Source organism: Streptomyces indicus (genome assembly GCF_900100315.1).
Taxonomy (GTDB): domain Bacteria; phylum Actinomycetota; class Actinomycetes; order Streptomycetales; family Streptomycetaceae; genus Streptomyces; species Streptomyces indicus.
Genome location: NZ_FNFF01000015.1, coordinates 20472 through 34242, shown reverse-complemented (window position 1 = coordinate 34242; position 13771 = coordinate 20472). Strand labels below are relative to the sequence as shown.

At 69.8% G+C, this 13771-nt stretch carries 12 protein-coding genes and 1 tRNA gene; 8 read left to right on the top strand and 5 right to left on the bottom strand.

Features of this window, described 5'->3' with window-relative positions; all coding sequences use genetic code 11:
• Positions 1-16 precede the first annotated feature (16 nt).
• Entirely contained in the window at positions 17-1834 is a 1818-nt protein-coding gene (gene glmS, locus BLT97_RS28715; RefSeq protein WP_093615315.1) for a glutamine--fructose-6-phosphate transaminase (isomerizing), read from the top strand.
• Positions 1835-1962: 128 nt separating this feature from the next.
• Here glmS and BLT97_RS28710 read toward each other — a convergent pair whose 3' ends face one another.
• Positions 1963-2529: a GPR1/FUN34/YaaH family transporter gene (locus BLT97_RS28710; RefSeq protein WP_093615313.1), complete on the bottom strand. Its 567-nt coding sequence runs from the start codon at positions 2527-2529 to the stop codon at positions 1963-1965.
• Positions 2530-2753: 224 nt separating this feature from the next.
• Positions 2754-3296 carry a universal stress protein gene (locus BLT97_RS28705; protein ID WP_093615311.1) on the bottom strand — a complete coding sequence of 181 codons (543 nt, stop codon included), beginning with the start codon at positions 3294-3296 and terminating at the stop codon, positions 2754-2756.
• 517 nt (positions 3297-3813) lie between these two features.
• Between BLT97_RS28705 and BLT97_RS28700 the strand changes: the two genes are divergently transcribed.
• From BLT97_RS28700 to BLT97_RS28685, 4 genes are all read left to right on the top strand, one after another.
• Positions 3814-4068 (top strand): hypothetical protein, encoded by a 255-nt coding sequence (locus BLT97_RS28700; RefSeq protein ID WP_093615309.1) that lies wholly within the window; start codon positions 3814-3816, stop codon positions 4066-4068.
• 413 nt (positions 4069-4481) lie between these two features.
• Positions 4482-5834 carry a helix-turn-helix domain-containing protein gene (locus BLT97_RS28695; protein ID WP_093615307.1) on the top strand — a complete coding sequence of 451 codons (1353 nt, stop codon included), beginning with the start codon at positions 4482-4484 and terminating at the stop codon, positions 5832-5834.
• Between the two features lie 5 nt (positions 5835-5839).
• Complete coding sequence (orn, locus tag BLT97_RS28690; protein ID WP_093615562.1) at positions 5840-6448, top strand: oligoribonuclease; 609 nt, start codon at positions 5840-5842, stop codon at positions 6446-6448.
• A gap of 95 nt (positions 6449-6543) precedes the next feature.
• Positions 6544-6616: transfer RNA gene (locus BLT97_RS28685), tRNA-His, on the top strand.
• Between the two features lie 249 nt (positions 6617-6865).
• Here BLT97_RS28685 and BLT97_RS28680 read toward each other — a convergent pair.
• Positions 6866-8017: a DegT/DnrJ/EryC1/StrS family aminotransferase gene (locus BLT97_RS28680; RefSeq protein WP_093615305.1), complete on the bottom strand. Its 1152-nt coding sequence runs from the start codon at positions 8015-8017 to the stop codon at positions 6866-6868.
• A 391-nt stretch (positions 8018-8408) separates the two neighbouring features.
• Between BLT97_RS28680 and BLT97_RS28675 the strand changes: the two genes are divergently transcribed.
• Complete coding sequence (locus BLT97_RS28675; RefSeq protein WP_093615303.1) at positions 8409-9419, top strand: threo-3-hydroxy-L-aspartate ammonia-lyase; 1011 nt, start codon at positions 8409-8411, stop codon at positions 9417-9419.
• A gap of 63 nt (positions 9420-9482) precedes the next feature.
• Here the strand turns inward: BLT97_RS28675 and BLT97_RS28670 are convergent, their stop codons facing one another.
• Together BLT97_RS28670 and BLT97_RS28665 are read right to left on the bottom strand one after the other, a co-directional pair.
• Positions 9483-9911 (bottom strand): hypothetical protein, encoded by a 429-nt coding sequence (locus tag BLT97_RS28670; RefSeq protein ID WP_245769592.1) that lies wholly within the window; start codon positions 9909-9911, stop codon positions 9483-9485.
• Between the two features lie 91 nt (positions 9912-10002).
• On the bottom strand, positions 10003-11079 hold the full coding sequence (locus BLT97_RS28665) for a LacI family DNA-binding transcriptional regulator (RefSeq protein ID WP_425442774.1): 1077 nt from the start codon (positions 11077-11079) through the stop codon (positions 10003-10005).
• A 336-nt stretch (positions 11080-11415) separates the two neighbouring features.
• Between BLT97_RS28665 and BLT97_RS28660 the strand changes: the two genes are divergently transcribed.
• On the top strand, positions 11416-12741 hold the full coding sequence (locus BLT97_RS28660) for an ABC transporter substrate-binding protein (protein ID WP_093615301.1): 1326 nt from the start codon (positions 11416-11418) through the stop codon (positions 12739-12741).
• Positions 12742-13770, top strand: coding sequence for a carbohydrate ABC transporter permease (locus BLT97_RS28655; protein ID WP_093615299.1), 1029 nt, complete (start codon positions 12742-12744; stop codon positions 13768-13770).
• Position 13771: the final 1 nt, after the last annotated feature.

The window sequence follows — 13771 nt, the reverse complement described above, 5'->3', positions numbered from 1 at the left end:
CAGAGGAACCCTCAATATGTGCGGAATCGTCGGTTATATCGGCAAGCGCGACGTAGCCCCCCTCCTGCTCGAAGGCCTCCAGCGCCTGGAGTACCGCGGCTACGACTCGGCCGGCGTCGTCATCACCGGCCCGAAGGCCACCGGCCTGAAGATGGTCAAGGCCAAGGGCCGCGTGCGCGACCTGGAGGCCAAGGTCCCGGCGCGCTTCAAGGGCACGACCGGCATCGCCCACACCCGCTGGGCCACCCACGGCGCCCCCTCCGACGAGAACGCGCACCCGCACATGTCGGCGGACAACAAGGTCGCCGTGGTGCACAACGGCATCATCGACAACGCCGACGACCTGCGCGCCAAACTGACCGCCGACGGCGTCGAGTTCGCCTCCGAGACCGACACCGAGGTGCTCGTCCACCTGGTCGCCCGCTCGCAGGCCGACACCCTGGAGGAGAAGGTCCGCGAGGCCCTGCGCCTGATCGAGGGCACGTACGGCATCGCCGTCCTGCACGCCGACTTCAGTGACCGCATCGTCGTCGCCCGCAACGGCTCCCCGGTCGTCCTCGGCATCGGCGAGAAGGAGATGTTCGTCGCCTCCGACGTGGCCGCGCTCGTCTCGCACACCCGCCAGGTCGTCACCCTCGACGACGGCGAGATGGCCACGATCAAGGCCGACGACTTCCGTACGTACACCACGTCCGGCACCCGCACGACCGCGAACCCGACCACCGTGGAGTGGGAGGCCGAGTCGTACGACATGGGCGGCCACGACACGTACATGCACAAGGAGATCAGCGAGCAGCCCGACGCGGTGGACCGCGTCCTGCGCGGCCGCATCGACGACCGCTTCTCCACGGTGCACCTGGGCGGCCTCAACCTGGACGCGCGCGAGGCCCGTACGATCCGCCGGATCAAGATCCTCGGCTGCGGTACGAGCTACCACGCGGGTCTGATCGGCGCCGGCCTCATCGAGGAGCTGGCCCGTATCCCCGCGGACGCCGAGCCGGCCTCCGAGTTCCGCTACCGCAACCCGGTCGTCGACCCCGACACCCTGTACATCGCGGTCTCGCAGTCCGGTGAGACGTATGACGTGCTCGCGGCCGTGCAGGAGCTCAAGCGCAAGGGCGCCCGCGTCCTCGGCGTGGTGAACGTGGTGGGTTCCGCGATCGCCCGCGAGACCGACGGCGGCGTGTACGTGCACGCGGGCCCCGAGGTCTGCGTCGTGTCCACCAAGTGCTTCACGAACACCGTGACCGCCTTCGCGCTGCTCGCCCTCCACCTCGGCCGCATCCGCGACCTGTCGGTGGCCGACGGCAAGCGGATCATCGAGGGCCTGCGCCGGCTGCCCGGCCAGATCCAGGAGATCCTCAAGCAGGAGGACGAGATCAAGAAGCTGGCGAAGCGGTACGCCGACGCGAAGTCGATGATGTTCATCGGCCGCGTCCGCGGCTACCCGGTCGCCCTGGAGGCTTCGCTGAAGCTGAAGGAGATCTCGTACATCCACGCCGAGGCGTACCCGGCCTCGGAGTTGAAGCACGGCCCGCTCGCGCTCATCGAGCCGTCCCTGCCGACCGTCGCGATCATCCCGGACGACGACCTGCTCGAGAAGAACCGCGCGGCCCTGGAGGAGATCAAGGCCCGCAGCGGCCAGATCCTCGCGGTGGCGCACCAGGAGCAGGAGAAGGCCGACCACACGATCGTCGTGCCGAAGAACGAGACCGAGCTGGACTCGATCCTCATGGGCATCCCGCTCCAGATCTTCGCGTACCACACGGCCTTGGCCCTGGGCCGGGACATCGACAAGCCGCGCAACCTGGCGAAGTCGGTGACGGTGGAGTAGTCACCCGTACGTCCTGAGGACGCACAACGACCTGAGGACACACAACGACCCCCTGCGCGTGCCACCAGCGCACAGGGGGTCGTTTCCGTGTGGGCCGAAGTCGCCCATTACCTCGGCCCGTTGGCCGCTCAGCCGGTGGCCGTCACCCCCCGGCCGGCGGCACGTCCGGTGAGTGCGGGCCACTTGGCGAGGGCCGCCGTGGCTCCGTACCAGGCGACCGCACCCGCTGCGACGCCTGCCCAGCCGCCGACCTTGGCGAGTCCGTCGGACTCCCCGAAGGAGGCGATGGCGAGAAGGAGGAGGGACAGGAAGGTGAGCCCGTACATGCCCTGTCCGAGCAGACCGCCGCCGGCTGCCCCGAGGGTCAGGCTGAGTGCGAGCAGAGCGAACAGGAGCAGGAAGAGGCCTGCTGCGTTGGTGGAGACTTCGGCGTCCGCGGTGCCCCAGGTGAACCAGAAGGCGCCGAGACCGGCGAACGCGGTGCCCGTGAAGGAGTCGCGGTCGCGGAACGCGAGAAGACCGGCGATGAACAGCGCGATACCGCCGACATAGGTCGCGACGGCCATGGCATCCGCTGCCGTGACGCCGTCGATCACATCCGCGTGACCGAGGCCGAAGGCCAGGAGGGTCACGCCGAGCGCGAGGTGGCCGAGGGTGGAAGTGGTCGTGCTTCCCGCGGAGACTTCGTTGTCCACGGCGGGCTCCCTTCGACATGCAGTTGTGCTGCGCGGTGCCGGGCCGTGCAGTTGACCCGGCAACCTTTATGTACCCTTCACAAGGGCACAAACCACCTCTACCCGGCGGTAGATTCGGTGGTCGTCAAAGGGAAGTTGACGCTTCGAACGCCCCATCTCACCTGGGACAACGAGGAGTTACGGAACGGCAACGGCGGAGCGCTCGGGGACCTGCCTCGCGAGGGCTACGGGATCACCACGACGGGGCGCTGCGCGCGCTTGGCGAGCCGTCCCGCGACCGAGCCGAAGATCCGGCCCACGATGCCGTGCGTGGAGCCGACCACGATCGCGTCGGCCTCGTACTCCCGTCCCACCTCTTCGAGTTCGTGGCAGATGTCGCCGCCGCGCTCGACGAGGATCCAGGAGACCTCCGACAGGTAGTCCGCACAGGCCAGTTCGAGGCCGAGGACCTCGGTGCGGTGGTCGGGGACGTCCACGAAGACCGGCGGTTCGCAGCCCGCCCACACCGTGGTGGGCAGCCGGTTGGCCACATGGACGATGATCAGCGCGGATCCCGAGCGCCGCGCCATACCGATGGCGTACGCGAGCGCGCGCTCACTGGAGGTCGAGCCGTCGAAGCCGACGACCACACCGTGACGGAACGCGGGATCACAGGACTTGCGGAGCTCTTCCTGGGCGAGCGGCTCGCCTGCGAAGGCCGCGGCCTCATCGGGTTCGGCGACCTGGCGCTTACGGGGCGCGGGTTCGGGGTATTCGTGACCGGCCATCGGTGTCTCGGGAAAGTGAATCCTCTGGGAGAGGGCGGTTTACGAGGAGTGTGGAGAAGAGCTCAAGGATCAGGGGTCGGCGGAGGGCGGCCCACGGAGCAGTGTCCGGGAATCATCTTCCCAACCCGTATACCCCCAGGGTACGGCGACACTCCTCTCCTGCCCAGGCGCTGCAGGGGCCTCCCGCGGCGTTCCAGGAGCATGCATGAGCGCTGACCGTATGGCAATGGTCCCTGTCTCCTACAGCCTTTTGCCCGGACTCGTCACAACCTCCCACTCCCCCGCGCCGCGGCAGGTTGACGCGCTGCGCCCGGACCGGTGACCGGCGGGGCGGCGGCGCGTTGTATCTGCGTCGCCGCCGTCCGAGGAGCCCGCCGTGCCCGCAGCCGCCCCGCAGTCGAACCCCGTACGCGGCCGCCGGCGCCGCACCTCGTCCGCCCCGGCCGCCCCTCCTGTCCCCTGTGCACCGCAGTCCCCGTGGCTGACTCCTTCCTCACGCGCCACAAGCGCGCATTCGGTGGAGGACCTGGTGGGCTGGGCGGCGTTCGTCTGTGTCCTGGTGCCGGTCGTCCTCGTCGTCTACGGGACCTCGCTCGCGGGAGCGGGCGGCGCCGCGCTCGGGCTCGCCCTCGTGACCGGGGTCTGCCGGGCGCTCCTGCGCCGCTCCGAGCGCGGGACGGCGCGGCTTTGCACCGAGCCGTCCCCGGCCCACCGGGCCCGGCACGGACGTCCGGGTACGGGGGCTCGCGCGGGCGGGCGGCACGGCGGCTGATTCACGCCGGGCGCCGACCGGAAACCATCGCGCGCCCCCATCGCTTTTCGGCCAAACTCCCGGACTGGTCGCGGTGTTGTGCCGCGCGGCCCCCAACCCCCGTACCACCAGGGGAAAAAGACCTCCAGGGGCCCCGCGCACCCTATGTGGACCGGCCACCGGCGCAAGGCGCACTTCCCTGCAACGCCCTGGAGTGCAACGCTTCGTGATCGAATGCTTCACGCCAAGTTGCCTTGTCGACAATGCAGCAGAAGCTGAACTGGTCACGCCGGCACCACCGGACACAGTAGATTCGATCATGACCGTCCAGGCGGGGGACTCGTTGCGAGGGGAAACGTGCAGGAGCGACGCTGCGGCACAGCAGGACGCCGACACGCAAGGGGTGCCGCGACCACCGAGGGGGGCTTAGCGCCATGAGCCACGACTCCGCCGCACCGGAGACGAGCCGCAAGCTCTCCGGCCGAAGGCGCAGGGAAATCGTCGCCGTGCTGTTGTTCAGCGGCGGGCCCATCTTCGAGAGTTCCATTCCCCTGTCCGTTTTCGGCGTGGACCGGCAGGACGCCGGCGTGCCGCGCTACCGCCTGCTCGTGTGCGCGGGCGAGGACGGCCCGCTGCGCACCACGGGCGGGCTCGAACTCACCGCGCCGTACGGCCTGGAGGCGATCGCCCGGGCCGGCACCGTCGTGGTCCCCGCCTGGCGCTCGATCACCGCGCCGCCCCCGCAGAGCGCCCTCGACGCGCTGCGCCGCGCGCATGAGGAGGGGGCGCGGATCGTCGGTCTGTGCACGGGCGCGTTCGTGCTCGCCGCGGCCGGGCTCCTGGACGGCCGGCCCGCGACCACGCACTGGATGTACGCTCCGACGCTGGCCAAGCGCTACCCGTCGGTGCACGTCGACCCGCGCGAGCTCTTCGTGGACGACGGCGACGTCCTCACCTCGGCCGGCACCGCGGCCGGAATCGACCTCTGTCTGCACATCGTGCGCAGCGACCACGGCACCGAGGCGGCCGGGGCACTCGCCCGCCGCCTGGTCGTGCCGCCGCGCCGCTCCGGCGGTCAGGAGCGCTACCTCGACAGGTCTTTACCGGAGGAGATCGGCGCGGACCCGCTCGCCGAGGTCGTCTCCTGGGCACTGGAGCACCTCCACGAGCAGTTCGACGTCGAAACGCTGGCGGCCCGTGCGTACATGTCGCGCCGCACCTTCGACCGCCGCTTCCGGTCCCTGACGGGCTCGGCACCGCTGCAATGGCTGATCACACAGCGCGTGCTCCAGGCGCAGCGCCTCCTGGAGACCTCCGACTACTCGGTCGACGAGGTCGCGGGCCGCTGCGGCTTCCGCTCGCCGGTGGCGCTGCGCGGGCACTTCCGGCGCCAGCTGGGGTCCTCGCCGGCGGCCTACCGGGCGGCCTACCGGGCGCGCCGGCCGCAGGGCGAGCGGACGGGCGAGGTGGCGGAGGGCCCGATCCCGCCGCAGACCCGCCGTACGGCGGCCGCGAACACCCACGGCCTGCCCTCCGCCTCGGCGGCGGCTGACCGCGGAGTCCCGGGTGCGCCGGGGATCGCGGACCGCGGCGGTACGGACCGTGGCGCCTCGGACCGTGGCGCCTCGGACCGTGGCTCGTCGGACCGTGGCTCGTCGGACCGAGGAGGCCCGGACCGTGGCGCTCCGGATCCCGGGAAACCGGGCTCCGACGCCTTCGCCCACGGTGCTTCCGGCACCCAGGGTCGTCCGACGCTGCCCGGCCAGCGGGAGCGCCCCGTAGGGTGATGGGCATGAACGATCGCATGGTGTGGATCGACTGCGAGATGACCGGGCTCTCGCTGACGGACGACGCACTCATCGAGGTGGCCGCGCTGGTCACCGACTCGGAACTGAACGTGCTCGGTGAAGGCGTGGACATCGTGATCCGCCCGCCGGACGCCGCGCTTGAGACGATGCCCGAGGTGGTGCGCCAGATGCACACCGCCTCGGGCCTCCTCGACGAGCTCGCGGGCGGTACGACGCTGGCGGACGCGGAGGAGCAGGTCCTCGCGTACGTACGTGAGCACGTCAAGGATGCGGGCAAGGCCCCGCTGTGCGGGAACTCGGTCGGCACCGACCGCGGCTTCCTGCTGCGCGACATGCCCACCCTGGAGGACTACCTCCACTACCGCATCGTCGACGTCTCCTCGATCAAGGAGCTGGCGCGGCGCTGGTACCCGCGGGCGTACTTCAACAGCCCGGAGAAGAACGGCAACCACCGGGCGCTCGCCGACATCCGCGAATCCATCGCGGAGCTGCGCTACTACCGCGAGGCGGTCTTCGTCCCGCAGCCCGGCCCGGACTCGGAGACGGCGCGCACGATCGCGGCGAAGTACGTCCTGCCTGCGGAGGAGTCCTGACGGGCCCCTGATAGGCCCGGGAAAAAGGTGGGCGCGAGCACCCTCTCGGACCCTGTACACTTTTTCTCGGCCGGTCGGAAAAACGACCGGACATGGTGGGTGTAGCTCAGTTGGTAGAGCACCTGGTTGTGGTCCAGGTGGCCGCGGGTTCAAGTCCCGTCACTCACCCTGAAGGGCAAAGGCCCGGTCTGCGCAAGCAGGCCGGGCCTTCGTCGTCCCCAGCCCGGCGGTTCCCCGTCGGACCGCAGGACGCGGCTGTGCCGGACCGGCCGGGGATCCGCAGGGCTCACGGCCGGCGGCGCGCCACGCCGATTTCGCCGGCGCTCACGCGGGCAGACAATGACGAGTGGGCCGGAGCCAGCGTCCATGGCTCCGGCCCACCCTGTCCGCCCTCGAGTACCAGGGCCGGGTGCAGGGCTACCGCTGGGCGTAGAAGTCGAGCACGGCCTGCGTGATGCGCTCGACCTCATCGTCGGTCAGTTCGGGATAGGCGGGCAGGCACAGACGGCGGGTCGCGGTCATCGAGCGCTCCGTGGCGTGGTTGCGGTGCTCGATGCCCTTGAAGGCCGGCTGGTCGGGAAGCACGTAGGGATAGACCTGCTCCGCCTCGATGGCCCGGCTCGCCAGGTGGTCCGCGAGCTCCGGGAGCTCATCGCAGCCGATGGCGTACTTGTAGTAGCCGTGCCGGTGTCCCTTCTGGGCGCGGGGAAGGATGAGCGGCAGATCGGTGAACTGCCGGTTGTAGTGGTCGGCGATCGCGTTGCGGCGCTCGACCCAGCCGGGCAGGAGGTCCAGTTCGACGGCGACGATGCCGGCGTTGAGCTCACCGAGCCGGGCGCGGCTTCCGCGGTGGTGGTGGGTGTGGCGGTCGGTGTTGCTGCGGCCCATGTTGGTGAGCTGCCGCAGCAGGTCGGCGCGCTCCGGGGTCGTGGTGATGATGGCTCCGGCGTCTTCGAGGCCGCCCATGGACTTGCCGACCCAGAAGGAGAAGCAGCCGTAGTCGCCCCAGGTGCCGGCGGCGCGCCCGTCGAGGGTGGCGCCGGGGGCCTGGGCACAGTCCTCGATCACCACCAAGTCGTGCTTGCGGGCGAGGGTGTTGATGGCCGGCATGTCCGCCATGTGGCCGTGCAGGTGGACGGGGATGACAGCGCGCGTGCGCGGCGTGATCGCCGCCTCCATGGCCTGCGGGCACAGCGTGAGGGTCGGTTCGGCGACGTCCACGATCACCGGGACGGCGCCGACGGTGTGCACCGCGAAGGCGGTGGCCGCGAACGTCGCCGCCGGCACGATGACCTCGTCGCCACGGCCGACGCCGCCCGCCTCCAGCGCCAGGATCAGCGCCTGGGTGCAGGATGTCGTGGCCACCGGGTGACCGCCCCAGGCTTCACGCAGGGCCGCCTCCAGACGTGCCGTCTGCGGCCCGTAGTGGAACTTGCCCTTGGTGATCACCTGATCGGCGATGTCGTGGATCTCGGTCCGCAGTCCGCGGACCCGGCGGTGGTGCCCTTCGGCGGGGATGGTCTGCTGCCGCAGACGCCGATCAAGCGGAATGGTGTCAGTGACACCCATGGGTTCTCCTCACTCAGAGTGATCCGGGTCCAGCCCGGCTCCTTGTTCAGATCACCCGCGTCGATCTCCTCTAACGGCCCCAGGCGCCACAGAGAGTTGGTCAAGGTCTCACAAAGGGGCGCGCTCAGCGGCGCGTTCGACCCGATCAGGCGGGCCACCTGCGCCTTACACGCGTTGAACGCCGCCCTGCCACTCAACTCATTTTTCAGTCACCGAGGGTTAATTCGCGCCACGAGAAGCTCTCAGCTCTGACGCCTGCGAGGCCTTCGCCTCGCGACGCGTCCCTGGGCAAGCCGCTCACGGGTGCTGTCCCACAGGGCCAACGGCTCGGCGGCGGCCGGCGGCTGATCCTCGGACCGCCGGCCGGGCGAGGGCCTGGGAGACTGACCGTATGACCTTGCCTTCTGGAGCGGAGTCCGAAGACTTTTCGGAGGGGCCGACGTACGACGATGTCGTACGCGCCCACGAGCGGATCGCCGGGCATGCGCACCGGACCCCCGTGCTCACCTCGCGGCTGGTCGACGCCGAGCTCGGGGCGCGAGTGTTCTTCAAGGCGGAGAATCTGCAGCGGATGGGGGCGTTCAAGTTCCGCGGGGCGTTCAACGCGCTGTCGCAGTTCTCCCGGGAGCAGCGGCGGGCGGGGGTCGTGGCGTACTCGTCCGGGAACCACGCGCAGGCCGTCGCGCTCTCCGCACAACTGCTCGGCATCCCCGCCACGATCGTGATGCCGCACGACGCCCCGGCGGCGAAGGTCGCGGCCACGCGCGGATACGGGGCCGAGGTCGTGTCGTACGACCGCTACCGCGAGGACCGCGAGGAGATCGGGCAGGCTCTGGCGGACGCGCGCGGGCTCACCCTGATCCCGCCGTACGACCATCCGCACGTCATGGCCGGGCAGGGCACCGCCGCCAAGGAGCTCTTCGAGGAGGTCGGTGAGCTGGACGCGCTGTTCGTGCCGCTGGGCGGGGGCGGGCTGCTGTCCGGGACGCTGCTCGCGGCGGGCGCGCTGTCGCCGAAGTGTGCGGTGTACGGGGTCGAGCCCGAGGCCGGGAACGACGGACAGCAGTCCGTACGGCGCGGCGAGATCGTGCACATCGACACACCCCGGACGATCGCCGACGGCGCCCAGACCCAGCACCTGGGCCGGCACACCTTTCCCGTCATCCTCGAGCGGGTGACCGAGGTGCTCACCGCGAGTGACGATCAACTCGTGGAGTGTGTACGGATGTTCGCCTCGCGGATGAAGACCGTGGTGGAGCCGACGGGGTGTCTGGGATTCGCGGCCGCCCGCGAGCGGGCCGAGGAGCTGCGGGGGCGGCGGGTCGGGGTGATCCTCAGCGGCGGGAATGTGGATCCGGCGCGGCTGGGCGGGTTTCTGGCGGGTGCCGCCGGCGGCTCGTAGGCGCACGGTGCGGAGTCGTGGGTTCTACGAGGTCTGCGCCGCCTTCTCGCCGAAGCGAACGGATCAGTCGAAGCGGACGAAGCCTGCGATACGCGGCGCGAACGTGAGCGTGGCCGGGGGCGCCACCGCGGCGCGGATGCCCTCCGTGACGTCCGCGTCCGGGGTGCCGAAGACCTCGAAGCCCTCCACGGTGCAGTGCTCCATCACCTCCCGGATGTACGGGTCGGCCAGCTTCCAGTGCAGGCGGACCGCGTCGGAGTCCGCGTAGAGCTGGAAGCTGTGCGCGAGCAGCCGCTCCTCGTCGATGAACGTCTGCACCATCAGCTGCGGACCGTGCTGCTCCGCGAAGTCCACGGCGCGGGCGATCGCGGCACGGAAGGCGTCCAGGTGCCCCTCGGTGATCCGCATCGTGTTGCGGAAGAGGAGCAGGGTGCCGTGGTCCGGGGCAGCGGGGGATGAGGTCGTGTCCGGGGTGCGCGGTGTCGTCGTCATGGCCCCAGCCTCGTACCTCAAGTTCGGTTGAGGTCAAGGGCCCCCGTACGGCAAGGTCATCACGAGGCCTGGCCTTCCGCCGCACGCCACGTCACGACGACGCCCTGACCACCAACTCCGTGGGCAGCACCAGCTGTTCGCGGGCCAGGAGGCGCGAGGCCGGCGAGTGGTGGGCGCCCACCGAGGCGATCTCCTCCAGCAGGAGGCGGGTCATCTCGCGGCCCATCTCCTCGATGGGCTGGCGCACGCTGGTCAGCGGCGGGTCCATGTGGCGGGCGATCGCGGAGTCGTCGAACCCGACGAGGGCCACGTCGTCCGGGATACGGCGGCCCGCCTCGCGCAGGATCTGCCGGGCGCCCGAGGCCATCACGTCCGAGGCCGCGAACACCGCGTCCAGATCGGGGCGGCGGGAGAGCAGCTCCGTCATCGCGCGGCGGCCGCCGCCCTCGGTGAAGTCGGCCGGGACGACGAGGGTTTCGTCCACCGGCAGGTCCGCCGCGGTGAGCGCCGCGCGGTAGCCGTCGAGGCGGCGCTGGGCACCGTAGACGTCCAGGCGGCCGGTGATGGTGGCGATCCGGGTGCGGCCGCGGGAGAGAAGGTGGTCGATGGCCGCCTTCGCGCCCTCGTAGTTGTCCGAGTCCACGGAGGTCAGGGGTTCGGAGGCCGAGCGGCGGCCGGAGACCACCGCGGGGATGTCCAGCTGCTCGATGAGGTCGGGCAGCGGATCGTCCGCGTGCACGGAGACGAGAAGCACGCCGTCGACCCGCTGCGCGGCCAGGTACTGGGCCAGGCGCTGTCGTTCACGGGCTTTGCTCGCAAACGTCAGGAGCAGCTGCACCTCGGTCTCGGCGAGTGCGACCCCCACGCCGTGGATGATGTCGGAGAAGTAGGGCTCGGCGAAGAAGCGGCCCTCCGGCTCCGGAACGACCAGGGCGATCGCGTCCGTACGGTTCGCGGCGAGCGCGCGGGCCGCCGTGTTCGGGACATAGCCGAGCTCGGCCACGGCCGCCTCGACGGCGGCACGCGTCCGTTCGCTGACGCGAGGCGAACCGTTGATCACCCGGGAGACCGTGCCGCGGCCGACGCCGGCGCGGGCCGCGACCTCTTCGAGCGTGGGCCGCCCCCCGCTCCTGGCCCGGCCTCCTGCCCGAGGCTGACGCATCGTCATACGTGCCTCCCCAGACGGATCGTCATCCCTGCCTCCCCATCGCCTCGCGGGCCGCGGTGCGCCCGTGATCACCGTATGGCCCCTTGCGCCGCTGTCCGAAACTTCGGCCACCCGGGCGAAAACTAACAGCCGGATAACCGAATCGACTCCGTCCGTCAGGTCCCTTGACACCCCTGGGCCCAGCCGGGACTCTTCAACTCATCACACATGGGAGCGCTCCCACCGTACCTGGCACTTACACAACCCGCACGTTCCCGCCCGAGCCGCACGCTGCATCCCCCCACAGCACGAGAGAGTTGGCCGGGAGTCGGCACGTCAGGGCACTAGGAGGACGCAATGCGCATGAGGCACCGAACGTCCCGTCACGCGTTGGTCATCGCGGCCGTCGCAGCGTTGGGCGCCGGGCTGCTGGCCGGCTGCGCCGAGGACTCGAAGGAGCCCTCCGGAGGCTCGGGCAAGAAGGACGCCAAGGGCAAGACCACCATCACCGTCGGTGTGTTCGGCGCCTTCGGCCTCAAGGAGGCCGGCCTCTACGACCAGTACATGAAGGAAAACCCGAACATCGTCATCGAGCAGACCTCGATCGAGCGGAACGAGAACTACTACCCGCAGCTGCTCACCCACCTCGCCTCGGGCAGCGGCCTCGCCGACATCCAGGCCGTCGAGGTCAACAACATCGCCGAGGTCACCGCGACCCAGGCCGACAAGCTGATGGACCTCGGCAAGGTCGAGGGCGTCGACAAGAACAACTTCCTGGACTGGAAGTGGCAGCAGGGCACCAGCAAGGACGGCAAGACGGTCGGCCTCGGCACGGACGTCGGACCGCAGGGCATCTGCTACCGCAAGGACCTGTTCGAGAAGGCCGGGCTGCCCACCGACCGCGAGAAGGTCGGCGCGCTGTGGGCCGGCGACTGGAACAAGTACCTCGAAGTCGGCAAGCAGTTCAAGGCGAAGGTGAAGGACGCCGCCTTCGTCGACGGTGCCTCGAACGTGATGGCCGCGGTGCACGGCAGCAGCGAGAAGCGCTTCTACGACGAGAACGGCGAGGTCGCGTACAAGACCAACCCGATCGTGAAGGAGGGCTGGAACCTCGCGGCCCAGTTCGCGAAGGAGGGTCTGTCGGCGAAGCTGCAGAGCTTCACGCCCGGCTGGGACCAGGCCTTCTCCAACGGTGACTTCGCGACGATCTCCTGCCCGGCCTGGATGCTCGGCTACATCCAGGACAAGGGCGGCGACAAGGCCAAGGGCAAGTGGGACGTGGCCCCCGCGCCCAAGCCCTCCAACTGGGGCGGTTCCTTCCTCGTCGTGCCCGAGGCAGGCAAGAACAAGGAGGAGGCCGCGAAGCTCGCCGCGTGGCTGACGGCTCCCGAGCAGCAGGCGAAGTTCTTCACCGAGCGGGCCAGCTTCCCGAGCGCCAAGGCCGCCTACGAGCTGCCCGCGGTCAAGGACGCCAAGCACGAGTACTTCGACAACGCGCCGATCGGTGAGATCTTCTCGAAGGCCGCCCTGGACGCACCCGTCCAGATCCTGGGCCCGAAGGACCTGATCATCGCGCAGAACCTCGCGGACGTGGGCATGCTCCAGGTCGACCAGAAGGGCACCGACCCGGATGAGGCCTGGAACAAGGCAGTGAAGTCGATCGACAACGCGCTGGATCAGTAAATGGCGAATCAGTACCGGACCACCGCGGCCCCCCAGGGGGAGGGGGCCGCGGCCCCGCGCGTACCGAAGGCTCCCCCGCAGGAGCCGGGTGCGAAGGAGCTCAAGGCGCGTGCGTGGCGCAGCCGGCGCTACCGCTGGGACATGAAGTACAGCCCCTACGCGTTCCTCGCGCCGTTCTTCCTGTTCTTCCTCGCCTTCGGGCTCTTCCCGCTCCTGTACACCGGCTGGGCCTCTCTGCACCGGGTCTCCCTGACCGATCCCAACAACATGGAGTGGATCGGGTTCAAGAACTTCACGCGGCTGCTCGGTGACGAATTCTTCTGGAACGCGCTGAAGAACACCGTCACGATCGGTCTCCTGTCGACCGTGCCGCAGCTCGTGATGGCCCTCGGGATCGCGCATCTGCTCAACTACAAGCTGCGCGGCTCCTGGTTCTTCCGGGTCGCGGTGCTCACCCCGTACGCCACCTCCGTGGCCGCGGCGACGCTGGTGTTCGTGCTCCTCTTCGGGCGCGACTACGGGATGATCAACTGGGGTCTCGGCCTGGTCGGGATCGACAACATCGACTGGAAGAACGGCACGTTCACCTCGCAGCTCGCGGTCTCGACGATCGTGATCTGGCGCTGGACGGGGTACAACGCGCTGATCTATCTGGCCGCGATGCAGTCCATCCCCAACGACCTGTACGAGTCGGCGGCCCTCGACGGGGCCTCGCGCTGGCAGCAGTTCTGGCATGTGACGCTGCCCTCGCTGCGGCCCACGATCCTGTTCACCTGCGTTGTCTCGACGATCGGAGCCACGCAGCTCTTCGGTGAGCCGCTGCTGTTCAACGACGGCGCCTCGCCGACCGGCGGCCCCGACCACCAGTTCCAGACGCTCGGGCTCTATCTGTACGAGCAGGGCTGGGTGAACCTGCATCTGGGCCGCGCCTCGGCCATCGCCTGGGCCATGTTCCTCATCCTGCTGGTGATCGCCGCGGTCAACTGGCTGCTCGCGCGCCGGCTGCGCAAGAACGAAGGGAGGGCCTGAG